This window comes from Georgenia sp. AZ-5 (assembly GCF_043952095.1).
GTDB lineage: Bacteria > Actinomycetota > Actinomycetes > Actinomycetales > Actinomycetaceae > Georgenia.
Map to the genome: position 1 here is coordinate 1,594,975 of NZ_JBINOU010000001.1, position 19,140 is coordinate 1,614,114.

Annotated in this window: 16 protein-coding genes; 8 read left to right on the plus strand and 8 right to left on the minus strand. The window is 73.9% G+C overall.

Annotated features, from left to right (window positions below; all coding sequences use genetic code 11):
- Window positions 1-26: 26 nt before the first annotated feature.
- Together ACF0H8_RS07640 and ACF0H8_RS07645 are read right to left on the minus strand one after the other, a co-directional pair.
- On the minus strand, window positions 27-443 hold the full coding sequence (locus tag ACF0H8_RS07640; RefSeq protein ID WP_395288355.1) for a hypothetical protein: 417 nt from the start codon (window positions 441-443) through the stop codon (window positions 27-29).
- Window positions 444-497: 54 nt separating this feature from the next.
- Window positions 498-722, minus strand: coding sequence for a hypothetical protein (locus tag ACF0H8_RS07645; protein WP_395288356.1), 225 nt, complete (start codon window positions 720-722; stop codon window positions 498-500).
- Window positions 723-1,040: 318 nt separating this feature from the next.
- Between ACF0H8_RS07645 and tig the strand changes: the two genes are divergently transcribed.
- The 5 genes from tig to ACF0H8_RS07670 all read left to right on the plus strand — a co-directional run bounded on the left by tig (window position 1,041) and on the right by ACF0H8_RS07670 (window position 7,310).
- The gene (tig, locus tag ACF0H8_RS07650; RefSeq protein ID WP_395290835.1) at window positions 1,041-2,750 is read left to right on the plus strand and encodes a trigger factor; all 1,710 of its coding nucleotides are present in this window, start codon (window positions 1,041-1,043) and stop codon (window positions 2,748-2,750) included.
- A 272-nt stretch (window positions 2,751-3,022) separates the two neighbouring features.
- Entirely contained in the window at window positions 3,023-3,664 is a 642-nt protein-coding gene (locus tag ACF0H8_RS07655; RefSeq protein ID WP_395288357.1) for an ATP-dependent Clp protease proteolytic subunit, read from the plus strand.
- Window positions 3,665-3,734: 70 nt separating this feature from the next.
- Window positions 3,735-4,382, plus strand: coding sequence for an ATP-dependent Clp protease proteolytic subunit (locus ACF0H8_RS07660; RefSeq protein ID WP_395290836.1), 648 nt, complete (start codon window positions 3,735-3,737; stop codon window positions 4,380-4,382).
- A gap of 212 nt (window positions 4,383-4,594) precedes the next feature.
- On the plus strand, window positions 4,595-5,872 hold the full coding sequence (clpX, locus tag ACF0H8_RS07665) for an ATP-dependent Clp protease ATP-binding subunit ClpX (protein ID WP_395288358.1): 1,278 nt from the start codon (window positions 4,595-4,597) through the stop codon (window positions 5,870-5,872).
- A gap of 199 nt (window positions 5,873-6,071) precedes the next feature.
- Window positions 6,072-7,310, plus strand: coding sequence for a Vms1/Ankzf1 family peptidyl-tRNA hydrolase (locus tag ACF0H8_RS07670; RefSeq protein ID WP_395288359.1), 1,239 nt, complete (start codon window positions 6,072-6,074; stop codon window positions 7,308-7,310).
- Between the two features lie 5 nt (window positions 7,311-7,315).
- Here ACF0H8_RS07670 and ACF0H8_RS07675 read toward each other — a convergent pair whose 3' ends face one another.
- From ACF0H8_RS07675 to nirB, 6 genes are all read right to left on the minus strand, one after another.
- Window positions 7,316-8,893, minus strand: a complete 1,578-nt coding sequence (locus ACF0H8_RS07675; RefSeq protein ID WP_395288360.1) for an FAD-dependent oxidoreductase — start codon at window positions 8,891-8,893, stop codon at window positions 7,316-7,318.
- Window positions 8,890-11,007, minus strand: a complete 2,118-nt coding sequence (locus tag ACF0H8_RS07680; RefSeq protein WP_395288361.1) for a molybdopterin oxidoreductase family protein — start codon at window positions 11,005-11,007, stop codon at window positions 8,890-8,892. The genes ACF0H8_RS07675 and ACF0H8_RS07680 overlap by 4 nt, the downstream gene beginning before the upstream one ends.
- Window positions 11,004-12,422 carry an MFS transporter gene (locus ACF0H8_RS07685; protein ID WP_395288362.1) on the minus strand — a complete coding sequence of 473 codons (1,419 nt, stop codon included), beginning with the start codon at window positions 12,420-12,422 and terminating at the stop codon, window positions 11,004-11,006. Before ACF0H8_RS07685 ends, ACF0H8_RS07680 begins: the two co-directional genes overlap by 4 nt.
- Before the next feature lie 163 nt (window positions 12,423-12,585).
- On the minus strand, window positions 12,586-13,713 hold the full coding sequence (locus tag ACF0H8_RS07690; RefSeq protein ID WP_395288363.1) for a uroporphyrinogen-III synthase: 1,128 nt from the start codon (window positions 13,711-13,713) through the stop codon (window positions 12,586-12,588).
- Window positions 13,710-14,732: a uroporphyrinogen-III C-methyltransferase gene (cobA, locus tag ACF0H8_RS07695; protein ID WP_395288364.1), complete on the minus strand. Its 1,023-nt coding sequence runs from the start codon at window positions 14,730-14,732 to the stop codon at window positions 13,710-13,712. Before cobA ends, ACF0H8_RS07690 begins: the two co-directional genes overlap by 4 nt.
- Entirely contained in the window at window positions 14,729-17,368 is a 2,640-nt protein-coding gene (nirB, locus tag ACF0H8_RS07700; RefSeq protein WP_395288365.1) for a nitrite reductase large subunit NirB, read from the minus strand. Before nirB ends, cobA begins: the two co-directional genes overlap by 4 nt.
- A 220-nt stretch (window positions 17,369-17,588) precedes the next feature.
- Between nirB and nirD the strand changes: the two genes are divergently transcribed.
- The 3 genes from nirD to ACF0H8_RS07715 are packed head-to-tail and all read left to right on the plus strand — an operon-like array spanning window position 17,589 to window position 19,116.
- Complete coding sequence (nirD, locus tag ACF0H8_RS07705) at window positions 17,589-17,969, plus strand: nitrite reductase small subunit NirD (RefSeq protein WP_395288366.1); 381 nt, start codon at window positions 17,589-17,591, stop codon at window positions 17,967-17,969.
- Window positions 17,966-18,700 carry a sirohydrochlorin chelatase gene (locus ACF0H8_RS07710; RefSeq protein WP_395288367.1) on the plus strand — a complete coding sequence of 245 codons (735 nt, stop codon included), beginning with the start codon at window positions 17,966-17,968 and terminating at the stop codon, window positions 18,698-18,700. Before nirD ends, ACF0H8_RS07710 begins: the two co-directional genes overlap by 4 nt.
- 59 nt (window positions 18,701-18,759) lie before the next feature.
- Window positions 18,760-19,116 (plus strand): chorismate mutase, encoded by a 357-nt coding sequence (locus ACF0H8_RS07715; protein WP_395288368.1) that lies wholly within the window; start codon window positions 18,760-18,762, stop codon window positions 19,114-19,116.
- The last annotated feature ends 24 nt before the right edge of the window (window positions 19,117-19,140 follow it).

Consider the following 19,140-nt stretch of genomic DNA (forward strand, 5'->3'; position numbering starts at 1 on the left):
TGGGTCTCGGTGGCCCGGCCGGTGCGCTAGGCGGTGCCCGACCCGTCAGCCCCGACCACGGTGAGGGGAAATCCCTCCGCGTCGTGGTGGACGAGGCGCATGGAGAACCGCTCGAACGAGGCGTCGATGAAGTCCTGCACGTTCTCGGCCGGCACCCGGAAGCGCACGACCGGCAGGTGACCCAGCTTGGCCGCGAGAGCCATGAGCTGGCTCCGGCCGGAGATCTCGTACTTGGCGTGGTCGATGGCGTAGACGGCGACGGCGTCCACGCCCTGCCAGCGCCGCACGTCGACGGCGAGGATCGACCAGCGGTCCCGGTCGAGGCCGGCCTTGGCGTACATGTCCGTGACCCCGGCGGTGACGTCCCCCTCGTCCGCGGCGGCGGTACCGCTGAAGTCGCTGGACCGGGCGGCGGCTGCCTCGGGGACGTCCTCGTCGCTCACGCCGCCAACCTACCGACGTGCCGGCGAGCGGGCACCGGTACGGACGGGCGGTCCTCACCCCCCGTGCGGCCCGTGCCCGCGCTGGTTCCCGGAACCGGCCTCGTCGGGCGGGTCTGCGCCCTCCTCGTCTGCGCCCTCCTCGGCCGTCATGTCGTCCAGCAGCGCCCGCCACTTGGCCGACCTGCGCCGGGTCTCCTCGTCGGGCTCCCGGCGGACGCGGTACCGGGGGGTCCCCGGGCCGCGGCGGCGCCCGCGCCGTGGCTCGTCGCGCTCCGCCATCGGTTTCGTCCTCCATCGCCGGGTCCGTGCCCGAGACGTCCGTCCCGCCCGCCGGGGGAGGATGGACAAACCTCTTGCCGGTCCTACGTCCGGGCGCGGCATCGGGATTGCCCAGGTGGCGATCCGTCGTCCGGGCGATGCGCCCGGCGCCTACGCCAGGTGCGGGCGCGGCCGGGGCGAGGGTGTCCCGCCCCGGCCGCGTGCCCTACCATTGGTCGGTCTGTCCACAGCGACCAACCGCCGTGGCGCAGGCGCCGAACTTGCCCGCCGCCTCGCCGGCGGGAGCTTCTGACCGACCATTGAGTGGAGTGCAACGCAGTGAAGAGCGCCGTCGAGAACCTTGAGCCCACCCGGGTCAAGCTGACCGTGGAGGTGTCGTACGACGAGCTCAAGCCGAGCCTCGACCACGCCTACTCCCACATCGGTGAGCAGGTCAACGTGCCCGGCTTCCGCAAGGGCAAGGTGCCGCCCCGCATCCTGGACCAGCGGGTGGGCCGCGGCGCCGTCATCGAGCACGCCGTGAACGACGCCCTGCCGGGCTTCTACAGCCAGGCCGTCGCCGAGACCGAGGTCAAGCCGCTCGGCCAGCCGAGCATCAACGTCACGGAGATCCCGGCCGTCACCGGCACCCCCGGCGGCCAGCTGGTCTTCGAGGCCGAGGTGGACGTGCGGCCGGAGATCAACCTGCCGGCCCTCGGTGACCTCGAGGTCACCGTCGACGAGGTCGCCGTGGGCGACGAGGACGTCGAGGAGCGCCTGACCGCCCTGCGCGAGCGCTTCGGCTCCCTGGTGGGCGTCGACCGCCCCATCGGCGACGGCGACTTCGTCGTCATCGACCTGTCGGCCAAGGTCGGCGACGAGGAGGTCGACTCGGTCTCCGGCGTGTCCTACCAGATCGGCGCCGGCAACATGCTGGACGGCCTGGACGAGGCCCTCATCGGCGCCAGCGCCGGCGAGACCAAGACCTTCAAGGCGCCGCTGGCGGGTGGCGAGCACGCCGGCGAGGAGGCGGACGTCACCGTCACCGCCACCGCGGTCAAGGAGCGCGACCTGCCGGCCGCCGACGACGAGTTCGCCCAGCTCGCCTCGGAGTTCGACACGATCGAGGAGCTGCGCGAGGACCTGCGCAACCAGGTCGCCAAGGACAAGACGTCCGACCAGGCCGTCCAGGCCCGCGACGTGCTGCTCGAGCAGCTGCGCGAGGCCACCGACTTCCCGGTGCCCGCGGGCGTGGTCGACGCCGAGATCAAGCGCCACCTCGAGGCCGAGGGCAAGGCCGAGGACGACCCGCACGGCGAGGAGGTCCGCGAGGAGGTCACGGACATGCTCCGCGACCAGCTGCTGCTGGACACCCTCGTCGAGCAGCTGCAGGTCGGGGTGACCCAGAACGAGCTCCTCGAGTTCCTCGTCACCAACGCCCAGCAGTACGGCATGGAGCCGAACCAGTTCATCCAGGCCGCCGCCCAGACCGGGCAGCTGCAGGCCTTCAGCGGCGAGATCGCCCGCAACAAGGCCCTGGCCGTCGCGCTGCGCCAGGTGACCGTCAAGGACGGGGCGGGCAACGCCGTCGACCTGAGCGAGTTCATCGGCTCGGACGAGCTCGACGCCGCCGGGCCCGAGGGCGCCGCCGGCCCCGAGGGTGCCGACGTCGCCTCGCCGGCGTCCGCCGAGTCCCCGGAGTCGCCGGACTCCCCGGAGTCGCCGGAGTCGGCGGACTCCCCGGAGGAGGCCGCCGAGGCCGAGGCTGCCGCGGCCCCCGAGGCGGACGCCGAGGACGAGCCTGCCGAGAAGGCCCCCGCCAAGAAGGCCCCAGCCAAGAAGGCGCCGGCCAAGAAGGCCGCCCCGGCCGAGGCGGAGGAGGCCGACGCCGAGGACGAGGCAGCCGAGAAGGCCCCGGCGAAGAAGGCCCCCGCCCGCAAGACCCAGGCGAAGAAGGCCGACGAGGCCGATAAGCCCGCCGCCAAGAAGGCGCCCGCGAAGAAGGCCCCGGCCAAGAAGGCCGCGGAGAAGGCCGACGACGCGGAGTAGTCCCTCCCGCCCACGGGCCCGGCACCACGCGGTGCCGGGCCCGTGGCACACCTAGGGGCGGGATGGGCGCGGATCGCGTTTGCGGAGCGCGGCGAGGGTCGCGACCGTTCCCGCGCGGGCCGCGCCGCTGGGTCCGCGGCGCGCGGGCGGGTGCGCCGTCAGCGAAAAGCGCCGCCACGAGAATGGATCCCCTCCCCGGCGGCGTTAGTGTCCATAGACACCGCAGCAGGTCGAGCTGGCCGGGCGAGGGCCCGGGCGAGAAGGAGCGTGCAGTGAGCGAGCAGATGCCGCAGGCGAGGACCGAGACGGCCCCCATGGGCCTGACCGACAACATCTACAACCGGCTGCTCAAGGAGCGCATCATCTGGCTGGGCTCGGAGGTGCGGGACGACAACTCCAACGCCATCTGCGCGCAGATGATGCTCCTCGCCGCGGAGGACCCCGAGAAGGACATCTACCTCTACATCAACTCCCCGGGCGGGTCCATCACCGCGGGCATGGCCATCTACGACACCATGCAGTACATCCAGCCCGACGTGGTCACCGTGGCGATGGGCATGGCGGCCTCGATGGGGCAGTTCCTGCTGTCCTCCGGCACCAAGGGCAAGCGCTACATCACGCCGCACGCCCGGGTGCTCATGCACCAGCCGTCCGGCGGCATCGGCGGCACGGCGACGGACATCCGCATCAACGCGGAGCTGATCCTCCACATGAAGCGCACGCTGGCGGAGCTGACCGCCGCGCAGACCGGCAAGACCGTCGACCAGATCAACAAGGACGCCGACCGCGACCGGTGGTTCACGGCGTCCGAGGCGCTCGAGTACGGCTTCGTCGACCACCTGGTCGAGACGTCCGCCGGCGTGCCCGGCGGCGGTGGCACCAGCGGCGCCACCGGCAACGGCGAGAGCAAGTGACGCTGGACCGGCCGACGACGACACCCAAGGAGCACCCGTGAGCATCAATCCCATCGCCCAGGCCGGCCGCATGCCGGTCGCCACCGCGCCGGCCATGCCGACCGCCCGGTACGTCCTGCCCCAGTTCGAGGAGCGCACGGCCTACGGCTACAAGCGCCAGGACCCGTACACCAAGCTCTTCGAGGACCGCATCATCTTCATGGGCGTCCAGGTCGACGACGCCTCGGCCGACGACATCATGGCTCAGCTGCTGGTCCTGGAGAGCCAGGACCCCGACGGGCTGATCACCATGTACATCAACTCGCCGGGCGGCTCCTTCACCGCCATGACGGCGATCTACGACACGATGATGTACATCAAGCCGCAGATCCAGACCGTGTGCCTGGGCCAGGCGGCCTCCGCGGCCGCGGTGCTCCTCGCGGCAGGCTCGCCGGGCAAGCGGCTGGCGCTGCCCAACGCCCGCGTGATGATCCACCAGCCCTCCCTCGAGGGCGGCGGCTACCTGCAGGCCTCGGACATCGAGATCCACGCCAACGAGGTGCTGCGCATGCGCACCTGGCTGGAGGACACCATCGCCGAGCACTCCGGCACGCCTGTGGAGCAGGTCCGCCGGGACATCGAGCGTGACAAGATGCTGACGGCCGAGCAGGCCAAGGAGTACGGGCTCGTGGACCAGGTCCTCGAGTCCCGCAAGACCCCGGTGCTGACCCGTTCCTGACGGCGACCGCGCTGCGTGACGCCGGGGGGAGGTGCCTCGCGACCGGCCGGTCGCGACGGCCCCGCCCCCGGCGTCGTCACATATCGGAGCAGGTGGTGTCCATCCCGCGCGGCGGGCAGGACAGGACGGCGCCTGGTGGTGTGGAATGGACGGGTGGGGGCTCCCAGGGCCCCGCGCGCGGCTGGACGAGACTGAGAGGGTGGTGGAGCCCGGTGGTTCGCACGGGTGAGGGAGCAGACCTGCTCAAGTGCTCGTTCTGCGGGAAGAGCCAGAAGCAGGTCAAGAAGCTCATCGCGGGTCCTGGCGTGTACATCTGCGACGAGTGCATCGACCTGTGCAACGAGATCATCGACGAGGAGCTCGCCGAGTCCAGCGAGCTCGGCCTGGTGGACCTGCCGAAGCCGCGCGAGATCTACGACTTCCTCGAGGAGTACATCATCGGGCAGGACACCGCCAAGCGGTCCCTGGCCGTCGCGGTCTACAACCACTACAAGCGGGTCCAGGCGAAAGAGTCCGCCGGGCAGGACGACAGCGGTGTCGAGATCGCCAAGTCGAACATCCTTCTCGTCGGCCCGACCGGGACCGGCAAGACCTATCTCGCCCAGACGCTGGCCAAGATGCTCAACGTCCCGTTCGCCATCGCCGACGCGACGGCCCTGACGGAGGCCGGGTACGTCGGCGAGGACGTCGAGAACATCCTCCTCAAGCTCATCCAGGCCGCCGACTTCGACGTGAAGAAGGCCGAGAAGGGCATCATCTACATCGACGAGATCGACAAGATCGCCCGCAAGAGCGAGAACCCGTCGATCACCCGCGACGTCTCCGGCGAGGGCGTGCAGCAGGCCCTGCTGAAGATCATCGAGGGCACCCAGGCGTCGGTGCCGCCCCAGGGCGGGCGCAAGCACCCGCACCAGGAGTTCCTGCAGATCGACACCACGAACGTGCTGTTCATCGTGGCGGGCGCCTTCGCCGGGCTGGAGGACATCATCTCGGCCCGGGTGGGCCGCCGGGGCATCGGCTTCGGCGCCCCGCTGCGCTCGGCGGACAAGGACGTGGACCTCTTCGGCGAGGTGCGCCCCGAGGACCTGCACAAGTTCGGCCTGATCCCCGAGTTCGTCGGCCGCCTGCCGATCGTCGCGACGGTGAGCAAGCTGGACCAGTCGGCCCTCGTGCGGATCCTCACCGAGCCGCGCAACGCCCTCGTCAAGCAGTACCAGCGCATGTTCGAGATCGACGGCGTGGAGCTGGAGTTCAGCGACGACGCCCTCGAGGCCATCGCCGACCAGGCGCTGCTGCGCGGCACCGGGGCCCGCGGCCTGCGCGCCATCATGGAGGAGGTGCTGCGCGAGGTGATGTTCGAGGTGCCCTCCCGCGACGACGTCGCCCGCGTCGTCATCACCCGCGAGGTGGTGCTCGAGAACGTCAACCCCACCCTGGTGCCCCGTGAGACGGCCTCGAAGCGGCGCACGCCGCGCGAGAAGAGCGCCTGAGCCCGACCGCTCCACGGCAGGGCCGGCACCGATCACCCGGTGCCGGCCCTCCGGCGTTCCGGGCGTCAGGCGGATTCCGGCCGCTTGACGGCGTTTATCCCGCCACGGGCGTGCGCAGGGTGCGGGACTGGGGTGGCACCGGCCCCGGCACTGCGCGAGAGTGGGGAGACCACCGAACCCCGACGTAGTGAGGTGTCTCATGCGACTTGACCGGATCACCGCCGACATCCCTGATGACGTCCCCGTCGCCACCGTCGTGCTGGACTGCACGCGGGAGAGCGAGACGGGCGACCAGGCGGTGCTCACGCGGTGGCGGGACCTGCGCCGCGACCTGGAGGTGCAGCGCGCGGACGAGGCCACGCTGGAGGCGATCGGAGAGCGTATCCGCACCATCAGCAAGGCCGGCGGCAGGCACGGGCGGGTGCTCGTGGGTGCCCGGGGCGAGGTGCTCCTGGACTGCGCCCTCAGCGAGCCGCCGGCGGCGGACGAGGCGATCTACGACCGGGGTCCGCACGTCTTCCCGCTCGCCCGCGTGGCGGACGAGCACGTGCGGTACCTGATCGCGTCGGTGGACCGGTCCGGGGCGGACCTGACGTTCCACGAGTCGGCGAACGCGCTGACGGCGGGGGCCGAGGCGGAGACGGTCGAGGGCGGCCACGACGACGTCAAGAAGGCGAAGAACGTCGGGGGCCGCCTGCAGGGGCGGATCCAGAACCGGGCCGAGGACTCGTGGGAGCGCAACGCGGAGGCGGTGGCCGCGGAGATCGACCGCATCGTCTCGGAACGGCGTCCCGAGCTCCTTATCGTCACCGGCGACATCCGCGCCCGCACCCTCGTCGTGGACCGGCTCGGCCGGGCGGCCAAGGAGACCCACGTCGTCGTCGACGGCGGCTCCCGCTCCGAGGGCGTCAAGCCGGAGGTCTTCCAGGCCCGCGTCGCCGCGGCGCTGGAGCAGCTGCGGCTGCGGCGCCGGGAGGCGGTGCTGGACAAGCTCCGCGAGGCGCAGGGGCAGGACGGCCCGACGGTGACCGGCCGCGTCGACGTGCTCGACGTGCTCCGCCGGGGGCAGGTCGCCGAGCTGGTCGTGACCGAGGCGGTGGCCGGGCCGCCGTCGTCGCTCGCCGGCAAGAAGCTGTGGGTGGGCAACGGCCCGCTGGAGATCGGCCTGAGCCAGCAGGACGTCCTCGACCTGGGCGCGACGGCGCCGCACCAGGTGCGCGCGGACCTCGCCCTGGGCCGCGCGGCCCTCGCGCAGGGGGCCGGCGTCACGGTGGCCGACGAGGCGAGCGTCCGCCTGCCCGACGGCGTCGGCGCCCTGCTGCGCTGGGAGGACGCCGCCACCCCGGACGACCACGTCTTCTCCCAGAGCGCGGACCCGCACCGGGAGGGCCGCAGCCGCGTCGGGCGGTCCCAGGCGGTCCAGGCGCCGCGCCCGTAGGTCTCCTACGGTGCGGGGGCGCCGATCGCGGCGGCGGGCCGGTCGGCCGCCCGGGCCAGGCGCTCGCGGATGGAGTCGTGGCAGCCGCCGCACCCCGTCCCGGCCCGCGTGACCTTGCCGACCTCGGCCACGGTGGCGCAACCTGCCATGACGGCTTCGTCGATGCGCCCGAGCGTGGCGCCCGTGCACCGGCACACCATGCTCTCCGGGCCCGCCGGCGCCACGGCCACCTCACCGTCGGCGTCCAGGCGGAACAGGCTGGTGCGGTCCGCCGGCAGCTCCGCGCCGCGCTCGTAGAGGAGCACGAGCTCGGCGGCGGTGCGCGGCATGCCGACGCAGACCAGCCCCTCCAGGACGCCGTCCCGGGTGACCATCTTGGCGTAGCGGCCGTGCTCGGGGTCCGCCCACTGCGCCACCCGCAGGGGTGCCCGGCCGTCGGCATCGTCGATGTCCCACGGCTCGGGGCTGACGTGGCCCGCCGCCGCCAGGTCCAGCGCCCGGGCCTTGAGCAGGACGACGCTGGGCCGCTCCGGCTCCAGATCGCCGGCGCCGTCGGCGGTGCCGGCGCTGAGCCGGGCGGCCAGCCACTCCGCCTGCCGCCAGCCCGGCCCGATCAGGCCCGAGGGCCCGCGCCCCTCCCGGCCGGCGCACTCGCGGCAGCCGGGTTGCCCGCACAGCACCTCGGCGCAGTCACCGATCGCGAAGACCCGGCCCTCGCGGTCGGCCTGCAGGCGGTGGTCGACGAGGACCCCCTTGCCCACCGGCAGGGCGCAGGTGCGGGCCAGCTCCACGCGCGGGCGGACCCCGCAGGAGAGCAGCAGCTGGTCGCCGGGCACCTCGGTGCCGTCGTCGAGCACAAGCGCGCGGAACCAGGGCAGCCGGTCCGGCCCCGGCGCGGTGTCCACGCCCGTGGCCACCGCGCCGGCCACGATCCGCACCCCGTGCGCGCGCAGCGCGGCGGCGAGGACGGTCCCCCCGCCGTGGTCGAGATTGCGTGCCATCGGCCGGGTCCCGGTGTGCACCAGCGTCACCCGGGCACCCTCCTCGGCGGCGGCCAGGGCGGCCTCCAGCCCCAGGACGCCGCCGCCCAGCACGACGAGCTCGCGGCGGTCCCGCACGGCCGCGAGCAGCCGGGCCGCGTCGTGGAGGTCACGCAGCGCCGTCACCCCGGCGGGCAGGCGGCCCGCCCCGGGGTCGAGACCGGCCAGCGGCGGGACCGCCGCGCGCGCCCCCGTGGCCAGCACCAGCCGGTCGTACCGGGCCGTGCGGCCGTCGGCGAGAACGACCTGCCGGCTGACGCGGTCCACCGCCACCGCCCGTGTCCCGGTCATGACCTGCACCCCCTCCGCCGCCAGCTCGGCGGGGTCGGACAGCCCGATGGCGTCGGCGGTGGTGCGGCCGACGCCGACGTCCGCCACGAGCACCCGGTTGTACGCCGGGGCGTCCTCCTGGCCCAGGACGAGGAGCTCGAGGCGGCCCTCCCGGACGGCGGGCAGCAGCTCGTCGACGAGCCGGGCGGCGACGGGGCCGTAGCCGACGACGACCACGCGTTCGGGCGTGCCAGGGGTGCTGGGGCGGCTCATGCGGTCTCGGCCTCCTCGCGGGCAGTGATCCAGACGGCACTTGTCTTGAACTCCGGCATGCCGGAGACGGGATCGGTCGCGGCCTGGGTGACCAGGTTGGCGCTGCCGTCGCCGGGGAAGTGGAAGGGCAGGAAGGCTGTGTCGGGCCGGACGGCCGGGGTCACCCGAACCCGGGCGATGGCCGCCCCACGGGCGCTGGCGACCCGGGCCAACTGCCCGTCCGCGACGCCCACCCGCCTCGCCGTGGTGGGGTGCAGCTCCAGCCGCGGTTCCGGCTGGGCGGCGGCGAGCTCGGGGACCCGGCGGGTCTGGGCCCCGGACTGGTAGTGCTCGAGCAGCCGGCCGGTCAGGAGCGTGACGGCCCCGTCGTGGTGCAGCGGCTCGGCCCCCGCGGCGGGGGCGACGGGCACGAACCGTGCCCGGCCGTCGTGGTGGCCGAACCGGTCGAGGAAGAGACGCGGGGTGCCGGTCGAGCCGGCCGGATACGGCCAGTGCGCCGCGGCGCCGGAGTCCAGGAGCCCGTAGTCGATGCCCGAGTAGTCCGCCGGGCCGCCGGCGGAGGCGCGAGCGAGCTCGGCGAAGACCTCCTCGGGATCGGCGCTGAACCGCGAAGGCGCATCCAGCCGGCGGGCGAGCTCGGCCAGCAGCCACAGCTCGCTGCGCACCCCGTCCGGCGGGGCGGTGGCCCGCCGGCGCCGGAGAACCCTGCCCTCCAGGTTCGTCATGGTGCCCTCCTCCTCTGCCCACTGGGCCACGGGGAGGACCAGGTCGGCCAGGGCCGCCGTCTCGGAGAGGAAGAAGTCGGCGACGACGAGGAAGTCCAGGCGGCGCAGGCCTGCGAGGACCGCGCCGGCGTCGGGGGCGGAGACGGCCACGTTGGAGCCGTGGACGAACAGGCACCGCACGCCCCCCGGCCGGCCCAGGGACATGAGCATCTCCACGGCGGGCAGGCCCGGGCCGGGGAGGGACTCGGCCGGCACCCCCCAGACGGCGGCCACGTGGGCGCGCGCCGCGGGGTCGGTGATCTTGCGGTAGCCGGGCAGCTGGTCGGCCTTCTGACCGTGCTCGCGGCCGCCCTGACCGTTCCCCTGACCGGTCAGCGTGCCGTAGCCGCTGTGCGCCGTGCCCGGCAGGCCGAGGAGGAGCGCGAGGTTGACGGCCGCGGTCGCGGTGTCGGTGCCGTCGACGTGCTGCTCGACCCCGCGGCCGGTCAGGATGTACGTCCCACCCGCCCGGCCCGAGCGGGCGCGCGCGGCGCCGGCGGCGAGCCGGTGCGCGGTCGCCCGCAGCAGGTGCGCCGGGACGCCGGTGACGGCCTGCACCCGCTGGGGCCACCAGGCGCCGATGCTGCGCACGAGCGCCGGGTAGCCGGTGGTGCGCGTCTCGACGAAGCGGGTGTCGACCAGGCCCTCGTGGACCACGACGTGGCACAGTCCGAGGAGCAGGGCGAGGTCCGTGCCCGGGGTCGGCTGGAGGTGCAGGCCGGCGCCGTCCGCGGTGAGCTCGGCGGTGGCGGAGCGGCGCGGGTCGACGACGAGGAGGCCGCCGTTGGACCGGACGCCGGCGAGGTGCTGGACGAAGGGCGGCATGGTCTCGGCGACGTTGGAGCCGAGCAGCATGACGGTGTGGGCGTCGTCGAGGTCGGCCACCGGGAACGGCAGGCCGCGGTCGATGCCGAGGCTGCGGCTGGCGGCCGCCGCCGCCGAGGACATGCAGAAGCGGCCGTTGTAGTCGATCCGCGAGGTACCCAGCGCGACCCGGGCGAACTTGCCGAGCTGGTAGGCCTTCTCGTTCGTCAGCCCGCCGCTGCCGAAGACCCCCACGGCGTCGGCCCCGTGGCGTGCCCGGGTCTCGCGCACCGCCTGCACCGCCCGGTCCAGGGCCTCCTCCCACCCGATGGGGTGCAGCTCGCCGTCCACGCCGCGCAGCAGCGGGGACGTGAGGCGCTCGGGGGAGCCCAGCAGCGATGTCGACGTCCAGCCCTTGCGGCACAGTCCGCCCCGGTTGGTGGGGAAGTCCCGGCCGGTGACATCCGGGGTGCCCGGCCCGGGCCCGAGGGTCATCGCGCACTGCAGGGCGCAGTACGGGCAGTGCGTGGCGGTGCCCACGGTCACACCCCGGCCCTGGCGAAGACGGAGGAGCGCCGCAGGTAGCACAGCCAGGTGACGCCCAGCATGAGCGCGTAGGCCGTGACGAAGCCGTAGAACGCGGCGTCGTAGCTGCCGGTGGTGGCGGCCGACGCGTTGAGCACCTGGGGGATGACGAAGCCGCCGTAGGCGCCGATGGCAGAGATGAGCCCGAGGGCGGCGGAGGCCTTGCGCTCGCCGCCGACAGAGCCGGTGCCGGCCCGGCCGCGGACCGCGAAGATCGTCGGGATCATCTTGTAGGTAGCGCCGTTGCCGAACCCGCTGGCGGTGAACAGGGCGAGGAAGAGCACGAGGAAGAGCCAGAAGTTCGCCAGCGGCAGCGTGAGCACGACCGCCAGGGCGATGAGGGCCATCGCGGCGAAGGCGGTCACGGTCATGCGCGCCCCGCCGAAGCGGTCGGCCAGCCTCCCGCCGTACGGGCGCGTGAGAGACCCCACCAGGGGGCCGAGGAACGTCAGCGACACGGCGGCGCCGCCCACGGCGAAGGAGGAGAACCCGGGGAAGACGTCGTTGATGAGCTTGGGGAAGACCCCGGAGAAGCCGATGAAGGATCCGAAGGTGCCGATGTAGAGGAAGGCCATCACCCACAGGTGCGGCTCGCGCAGGGCGGCGAGGGAGCCGGCCAGGTCGCCGCGAGCGTGGGTGAGGTTGTGCATGTACCGGCGCGCGCCCCAGGCCGCCAGGAGGATCAACGGCACCCAGACCAGCCCTGCGAGCGGCAGCCGCAGCGTGGCGGCCGCGCCGAGGCTGATGACCACGGGCACCACGAGCTGGGCCACGGCCGCGCCGAGGTTGCCCCCCGCGGCGTTCAGGCCCAGGGCCCAGCCCTTCTCCCGCGCCGGGTAGAAGTAGGTGATGTTCGCCATCGAGCTGGCGAAGTTGCCGCCGCCGAAGCCGGCGAGGCCCGCGAGCACCAGCAGGGTGGTGAAGGAGGTGGTCTGGTCCGAGACGGCCACCGCCAGGCCGATCGTCGGCGCGAGCAGGAGGAGGGCGGATACGACGGTCCAGTTGCGCCCGCCGAGGAGCGGGACCATGAAGGTGTACGGGACACGCAGCGTGGCCCCCACCAGGCTCGGCATCGAGATGAGCCAGAAGACCTGGGAGGAGGTCAGGTCGAACCCGGCGGCGGGCAGCTGGACGGCGACGATGGACCACAGCTGCCACACGACGAAGCCCAGGAACTCGCAGAACACCGACCAGCGCAGGTTCGTCCCGGCGATGGCGCGGCCCCGAGCGGCCCAGAACGCCTCGTTCTCGGGGTCCCACCCGTCGAGCCAGCGGCCGGGCCGCATGTGCAGCCCGGGCTCGGTGCCGGGGCTGGCGGGCGCGGCGGCCGGCTCGGCGACGTCGACGCCGGCGCGGTGGGTTGGGTCCATGGTCACGGGAACCTCCGATGCGGGTGGGGATGGTGACGGCCACGCTAGGGACCGGGTGTTTCGGCTCAGCCGCCGGGCAGTTAAGACTCGGTCACCGTTCCCTCACGCCCTCCGCGAGGGCCGGTGAGGTGGGAGGATGCGCGCGGGCCTCGGGCCGGTGGTCGCGTGGTCAGACCTCGAGCCGGTAGCCGCGCTTGACGACGGTGGCGACGAGCCTTGGGTCGGGCAGGGACTGGCGAAGCCGGCTCATGGCCATGTCGAGGGCGTGCTCGTTCGCCGCCTCGGGCAGGTGGTCGACCAGCTGCCCGCGGCTGAGGATGCCGCCCCGGGCCGCCACCAGCGCCCGGAAGATCGCCAGGGGCGCCGGGGCGAGGGAGCCCACCTTCCCGGCGAGGACGACCGAGCGGCCGCGCAGCTCCACGGTGCCCAGCCGCGTGGGGATCTCCTCGACCTTGTGCAGCGCCAGATGCTCGCAGACGAGCCTGACCAGGGCGCCCATGCGGTAGCGCTCCGGGAGGATCGGCACGACGCCGGCGGCCTGGAGAGGGGCGGCCGTCACCGGGCCGACGGCGGCGGCGACGACGTCGGTGCGGAGGGTGTCGAGCAGCTCGTCCAGGAGCCCGGCCCGTGCCGCCGCGGAGAGGAAGGCGTCGACGGCCGGGGCGGAGGTGAACGTGACCACGTCCAGGTTGCGGGCCGCGGCGGCCTCGATGAGCCGGGGCAGGCGGTCGATCCCGTCTGGCCTGACCCAGCGGTAGGGCTCGACGGTCAGCACCGTGGCACTCGCCTCCCGCAGGCGCTCGAGCTGGTGGCCGTCGGTGTAGCCGTGGAGCTGCACGGCTACGGTGCGGCCGGCCACCCCCTCCGCGACGAGCATGTCCACGACGGAGGAGGTGCGCTCGTCCTCGGCGATGCCGGTGTCGTCCAGGCCGGCGGCGCGGACGGCGCCGCGGGCCTTGGGACCGCGCACGAAGATCCGCGAGGCGGCGAGGACGTCCATGAGCTCCTCGCCCAGGCCCGCCGCGTCGGCGCCCTCCGTCCACCGGCGCATCCCGTAGGCGGTGGTCACCACGGTGATGTCCGGCCCGGCCGCCACGATCGCGCGGGTGTCGGCGATGAGCTGGACGTCCTCCGCCACCGGGGCGATGCGCAGGGCCGGGGCGTGGAGCACCTGGGCGCCGCGGCGCTCGAGCGCGGCGATGAGGTCCTCGGCGCGCCGGTCGGAGGTCACCCCGATGCGAAAACCCCTGAGCTGGTCGGCGCTGAAGGCGACCGCCTCCTCCGCCGTGGTGGTCATGCCACCGCCCCGGTGAGGGCCTCCACGCCGGCGGCGATCCCGGCAGGGCAGTCGCGCCCCAGGCGCACCACCTCGCCGATGACGACGACGGCGGGGTTGGTGCAACGCGCGAGCGTGCCCCGCGAGGCGGCCTCGCCGACCGTGGAGTACGTGGTGGCCTGGTCCAGCCGGTAGCCCCGCTCCACGACGGCGACCGGTGTGCCGGGGGCGAGCCCGGCGCGCCGCAGCCCGGCCAGGAGCTGGTGCAGGGTGCCCATCCCCATGAGGACCACGATGGTGCCGCCGAGCCCGGCGAGGTGCTCGTGCTCCGCCTCTGTCAGCGGGGCGTGCCCGGAGACGACGGTGAACAGGTGGCTGACCTCCCGGTGCGTCACCGGGATGTCCGCGGCCGCCGGGACCGACACGGCGCTGGTGACGCCGGGGACGACGCTGACCGGGATGCCGGCGGCGACCGCCGCGGCGACCTCCTCGCGTCCACGCCCGAAGACGTAGGGGTCCCCGCCCTTGAGCCGGACCACGGTCTTGCCGGCACGCGCGTGGTCGACCATGAGCGCCTCGATGTCGCGCTGGGGGACGGCGTGGTGGCCCGGCCGCTTGCCCACGTCGACCAGCTCGGCGCCGTGGGTCAGCTCGGCCAGGTTCTCGCACGGGCCGAGGCGGTCGTAGAGGACCACGTCCGCCTCGCGCAGCGCCTTGCGCGCCGCGAGGGTGAGGAGGTCCTCGATCCCGGGCCCGCCGCCGATCAGGATGATCTGGCCGCCGGGTGCGGCCGCGGGCTCGGTGACGACGAGGAACCGGGAGCGCAGCCCGTCGAGGACCGGCGCCCAGCCCGGGTCGCCGTCGGCCACGGCGGCCACGAGGTCGATCCCGGTCAGGTCCGCCGCGGCGACCTGACCGGGCGCGGTCAGGGTCCGCACGCTGGCGGCGGCGTGGGCGTAGCGGCGCAGCGCGCGGCGCGCGGCGTGCGCCGCGCCCAGGACCAGGACGGTGCGGCCGGTGAGATCGGTGTCGAGGATCATGCGCGGGCCTCCTGCTCGGCCTGGCGGACCGGGATGCTGGTGCCGGCCACCAGGACCGGCTCGGGCGCGGGCACGTCGGCCCAGGTGATGCCGTCGGCGAGCTCGCCGGCCCGCTCGGCGGCGGTCGCCGGGCGGCGCTGGCCGCGGTCCAGGACGTAGGCGGTGGAGTCGTCGGGCTCGGTGGGGGCGTTGACGAAGGAGCGGAAGCGGCGCAACCGGTCCGGGTCCTGCAGCGTGGCGGCCCACTCGTCGGCGTAGCCCTCGACGTGCCGCGCCATGGCGGCCTCGAGGTCCGCGCCGATGCCGAGCGAGTCCTCGACCACCACCTGGTGGACGTGGTCGATGCCGCCGTCGAGGTCCTCCATCCACCGGGCGGTGCGCTGCAGCCGGTCGGCGGTGCGGATGTAGTACATGAGGTACCGGTCGATGTAGCGGATGAGCGTCTCGTCGTCCAGGTCCTTCGCGAGCAGCTGGGCATGGGCGGGCGCGGCGCCGCCGTTGCCCCCCACGTAGAGGTTCCATCCGTCTGCGGTGGCGATGACGCCGACGTCCTTGCCGCGCGCCTCGGCGCACTCGCGCGCGCAGCCGGAGACCCCCATCTTGAGCTTGTGGGGCGAACGCAGGCCGCGGTAGCGCAGCTCGAGCTGGACGGCCATGGCGACGGAGTCCTGCACCCCGAAGCGGCACCACGTGGACCCCACGCAGGACTTCACGTTGCGCAGCGCCTTGCCGTAGGCGTGCCCGGACTCGAAGCCGGCCTCGACCAGCTCCTTCCAGATGTCGGGGAGCTGCTCGAGCCGGGCGCCGAACATGTCGATGCGCAGCGCCCCGGTGATCTTGGTGTACAGGCCGTACTTCTCGGCCACGCGCGCGATGACGGCGAGCTTGGCCGGGGTGATCTCACCGCCGGGGATGCGGGGGACGACGGAGTAGGTGCCGTCCTTCTGCATGTTCGCCAGTGCCCGGTCGTTGGTGTCCTGCAGGCCACCGCGCCCGCCGTCGAGCACGTACTCGTGCCGGGTGGAGGCGAGGATCGAGGCGACCGCCGGCTTGCAGACGTCACAGCCACGGCCGGTGCCGAGGCGGGCGAGAATCTGCTCGAAGGAGGTCAGCCCCAGCGCCTGCACCGCCTCGAAGAGCTCGGCGCGGGAGACGCCGAAGTGCTCGCACATGGCCTTCGAGACGGTGACGCCCGCCTTCGTCAGCTCGCGGTCCAGGGTCTTCTTGAGCATGGGCAGGCAGCTGCCGCACTGGGTGCCTGCCCGGGTGCAGGCCTTCAGCCCGCCGAGGTCGTGGCACGGCTCGGCGCCGTGGTCACCTCGGACGGCGGCCCGGACCCGGCCCACGGGCACGTTGTTGCAGGAGCACAGGGTCGCGTCGTCGGGCAGCTCGGTGTCGGGGGCGTCGCCGCCGCCGGCGGCCGAGAGGAAGGCGCCGGGCTCGGCGCCGAGCTCGCGGCCGAGCAGCGGCCGCAGCGAGGTGTACGGCGTGGCGTCGCCGACGAAGATGCCGCCGAGGAGCGTCTTGGCGTCGTCTGTGACGACGATCTTCTGGTACATCCCGCGCGCCGGATCGGCGTAGACCACCTCCAGGGCACCGTCGGTGGCGGCGAAGGCGTCGCCGAAGCTGGCGACGTCCACGCCGGAGAGCTTGAGCTTCGTGGCGGTGTCGAAGCCGGGGAAGGTCGCCGCTCCGCCATGGATGTTCTCCGCGCACACCTCCGCCATCGCGTTGGCCGGGGCCACCAGACCGACGCAGCGGCCCTCGAAGGCGGCGACCTCCCCGATCGCCCACACGCCCGGGGCGGACGTGGCGCACCTGGCGTCGATGACCGCGCCGCCGCGGGGACCGAGCTCTAGGCCCGCCTCACGGGCGAGGCCGTCGCGCGGGCGCACGCCGATCGCGACGACGACGAGGTCGGCGGGGATCGGCCCGGCGTCCTTCAGCTCCAGCGCGGTGACCGCGCCGAGGTCGTCGAGCGCGACGGCGGCGGGCAGCACCCCGCACCGCACCTCGATGCCGGTGGCAGTGATGAGGCGCCCCAGCGCCTGGCCGGCGCCCTCGTCGAGCTGGGCGTTCATGAGCCAGCCGGCCACGTTGACCACGGTGGCCTCGGCGCCAAGGTCCTGCATGCCCCCGGCGGCCTCGAGGCCGAGCAGGCCGCCACCGACGACGACGGCGCGTGGTCGGCGGCCCAGCTCGGCCGTGAGGCGGCGCACCTCGGACCGGAGGGTCTCCACGTCCTCGAGCGTGCGGTAGACGTGGGTGGCCTCGGCACCGGGGATGCTCAGGCGCGCCGGGTTCGAGCCGGTCGCGAGGACGACGTCGTCGTAGGGGAGCTCGGTGGCGGCGGTGCGCACGACCTTGGCGGCCGGGTCGATCCCGGTGGCGGGCTCGCCGGTGCGCAGCTCGACGGCGGGGTGGCGCCACAGGGCGGGGTCGCCGAGGGTGAGGTCCACCTCCCCGGTCAGCGCCTTGCTCAGGGCCACGCGGTCGTAGGGCAGGTGCGGCTCCTCGGCAAGGACCGTCACGCGGGTGCCGGTGACGTCACGGGCGCACATCGCCTCGACGAAGCGATGTGCTGCGGGGCCGCCGCCGACGACGACGACGTGACGATGGGGGGTCTGCTCGGTCATGTGCCCGGTCCTCCTGGGTCGGTCAGGAGGCACCGACCGTACGGAGGCCCCGTTTCGCCACGATCTCCCCCGTGTAAAGCCGCCGTAACACCTCCATCACCATCGGGCGCAAGAGGTGTGAGGAGAAGTTCACGAAGAGGCAACGCGGCCCTGCCCGCGGCGAAACATCGCGTTCGTAGCGTCGACCGCGGCAGCAAGACGACCGAGCCTGGGAGCCACGATGACCGAGAGCCTGCTGGAAAGGCCACGCACCGCCGGGGAGCCCGTCTGGTTCCGGGTGTGCCGGGTGGACGAGCTGGAGGCGGGCTGGGGCGAGGCGGCCCTCCTGGACGACCGCCAGGTGGCCGTGATCAGGGTGGCCGGGGACGAGGTGTACGCCGTCAGCCACCGTGACCCGGCGACAGGTGCGCACGTGATGGCGCGTGGCATCGTCGGCTCGCGGACCCGGCGCGGGGAGGAGCGCGCCACCATCGCGTCACCGCTGCACAAGCAGGTCTACGACCTCGCCACGGGTGAGTGCTACAGCGCTCCCGAGCTGCATCTGCCCACCTACCCGGCGCAGGTGGTGGACGGGTACGTCGAGGTCGGGATCGCCCGGTGATCGCCACCATGGACGTGGCCGCGCCTGCCCGGGGCACGACCGGGACGGGCCGCCCGGCGCTGCTGGCCTGCTCGCACGGCACCTCGTCGCCCGCCGGCCGGGCCGCGATCGCGGCACTGGTGGACGCCGTGGCGGCCCGCCGCCCGGACCTACGCGTGGCGCCGTCGTTCGTGGACGTCCAGCAGCCCGACGTCCCGACGTCGCTGGCGGCGTTGGGGGAGCGGGCGGTGCGGGTCGTGCCCCTGCTGCTCTCGGCCGGGTACCACGTGCACGTGGACCTGACCCGCGCCGCACGCGCCGCATCCCACGCTCAGGTCCGCCCCGCCCTGGGGCCCGACGTGCGCCTCGCCCGGCAGCTGGCCCGACGCCTGGACGCCGTCGGGCTCGCCGCGGAGGACAGCGTGGTGCTGGCCGCGGCCGGCTCCTCCGACGCCCGCGCCGTGGCCGACTGCGAGGTCATGGGCTCGATGCTCGCCGACGTGCTCGCCCGCCCCGTCACGTGCGGGTACATCTCCGCGGTGCAGCCCGCGCTGGCGGACGCCGTCGCCGCCGCGCGCGGACGCAACCCGCGCGGCCGGGTCGTCGTGGCGACCTATCTGCTCGCCCCGGGGTACTTCGCCGACCTCGCGGCCGCCTGTGGCGCGGACCTCGTGAGTGATCCACTTCTGACGCCGCAGGAGGAGCCGGTGCCCGAGCTGGTCGACCTGGTGCTGGAGCGTTACGGGGGCTGAGGCGCCGGCTCGCGGATCGCTGCCCGGGCGCGGGGCGCGGCGCACGTAGGATCGGCCGCATGACACAGGGGATCCACCGCAGCAACGAGCCAGCCGAGGTGCCCGACGAGCTCCGCGAGGCGCGGGCGACCATCGACAACATCGATGCGGCGCTGGTCCACATCCTCGCCGAGCGCTTCCGGTGCACCAAGAAGGTCGGTCTGCTCAAGGCGCACCTGAACCTCCCGCCGTCGGACCCGGGCCGCGAGGAGCGCCAGGTGGCGCGGCTGCGGGCGCTCGCCGAGGAGGCCGGGCTCGACCCGGTGTTCGCCGAGAAGTTTCTCAAGTTCATCGTGGAGGAGGTCATCCGCCACCACGAGGACATCGCGGACACGATGACCGGTGGCGTGGCGCAGGAGGCGCCGGGGCGCGTCTGACCCGGCCGACCCCCAGGGCGGCCT

Coding starts and splice junctions, on each gene's coding strand:
- ACF0H8_RS07670 (WP_395288359.1), top strand. CDS start 6,072: ATGCGACTTGACCGGATCACCGCCGACATCCCTGATGACGTCCCCGTC.
- ACF0H8_RS07675 (WP_395288360.1), bottom strand. CDS start 8,893: ATGAGCCGCCCCAGCACCCCTGGCACGCCCGAACGCGTGGTCGTCGTC.
- ACF0H8_RS07690 (WP_395288363.1), bottom strand. CDS start 13,713: ATGACCACCACGGCGGAGGAGGCGGTCGCCTTCAGCGCCGACCAGCTC.
- ACF0H8_RS07660 (WP_395290836.1), top strand. CDS start 3,735: ATGCCGGTCGCCACCGCGCCGGCCATGCCGACCGCCCGGTACGTCCTG.
- cobA (WP_395288364.1), bottom strand. CDS start 14,732: ATGATCCTCGACACCGATCTCACCGGCCGCACCGTCCTGGTCCTGGGC.
- nirD (WP_395288366.1), top strand. CDS start 17,589: ATGACCGAGAGCCTGCTGGAAAGGCCACGCACCGCCGGGGAGCCCGTC.
- ACF0H8_RS07645 (WP_395288356.1), bottom strand. CDS start 722: ATGGCGGAGCGCGACGAGCCACGGCGCGGGCGCCGCCGCGGCCCGGGG.
- nirB (WP_395288365.1), bottom strand. CDS start 17,368: ATGACCGAGCAGACCCCCCATCGTCACGTCGTCGTCGTCGGCGGCGGC.
- ACF0H8_RS07715 (WP_395288368.1), top strand. CDS start 18,760: ATGACACAGGGGATCCACCGCAGCAACGAGCCAGCCGAGGTGCCCGAC.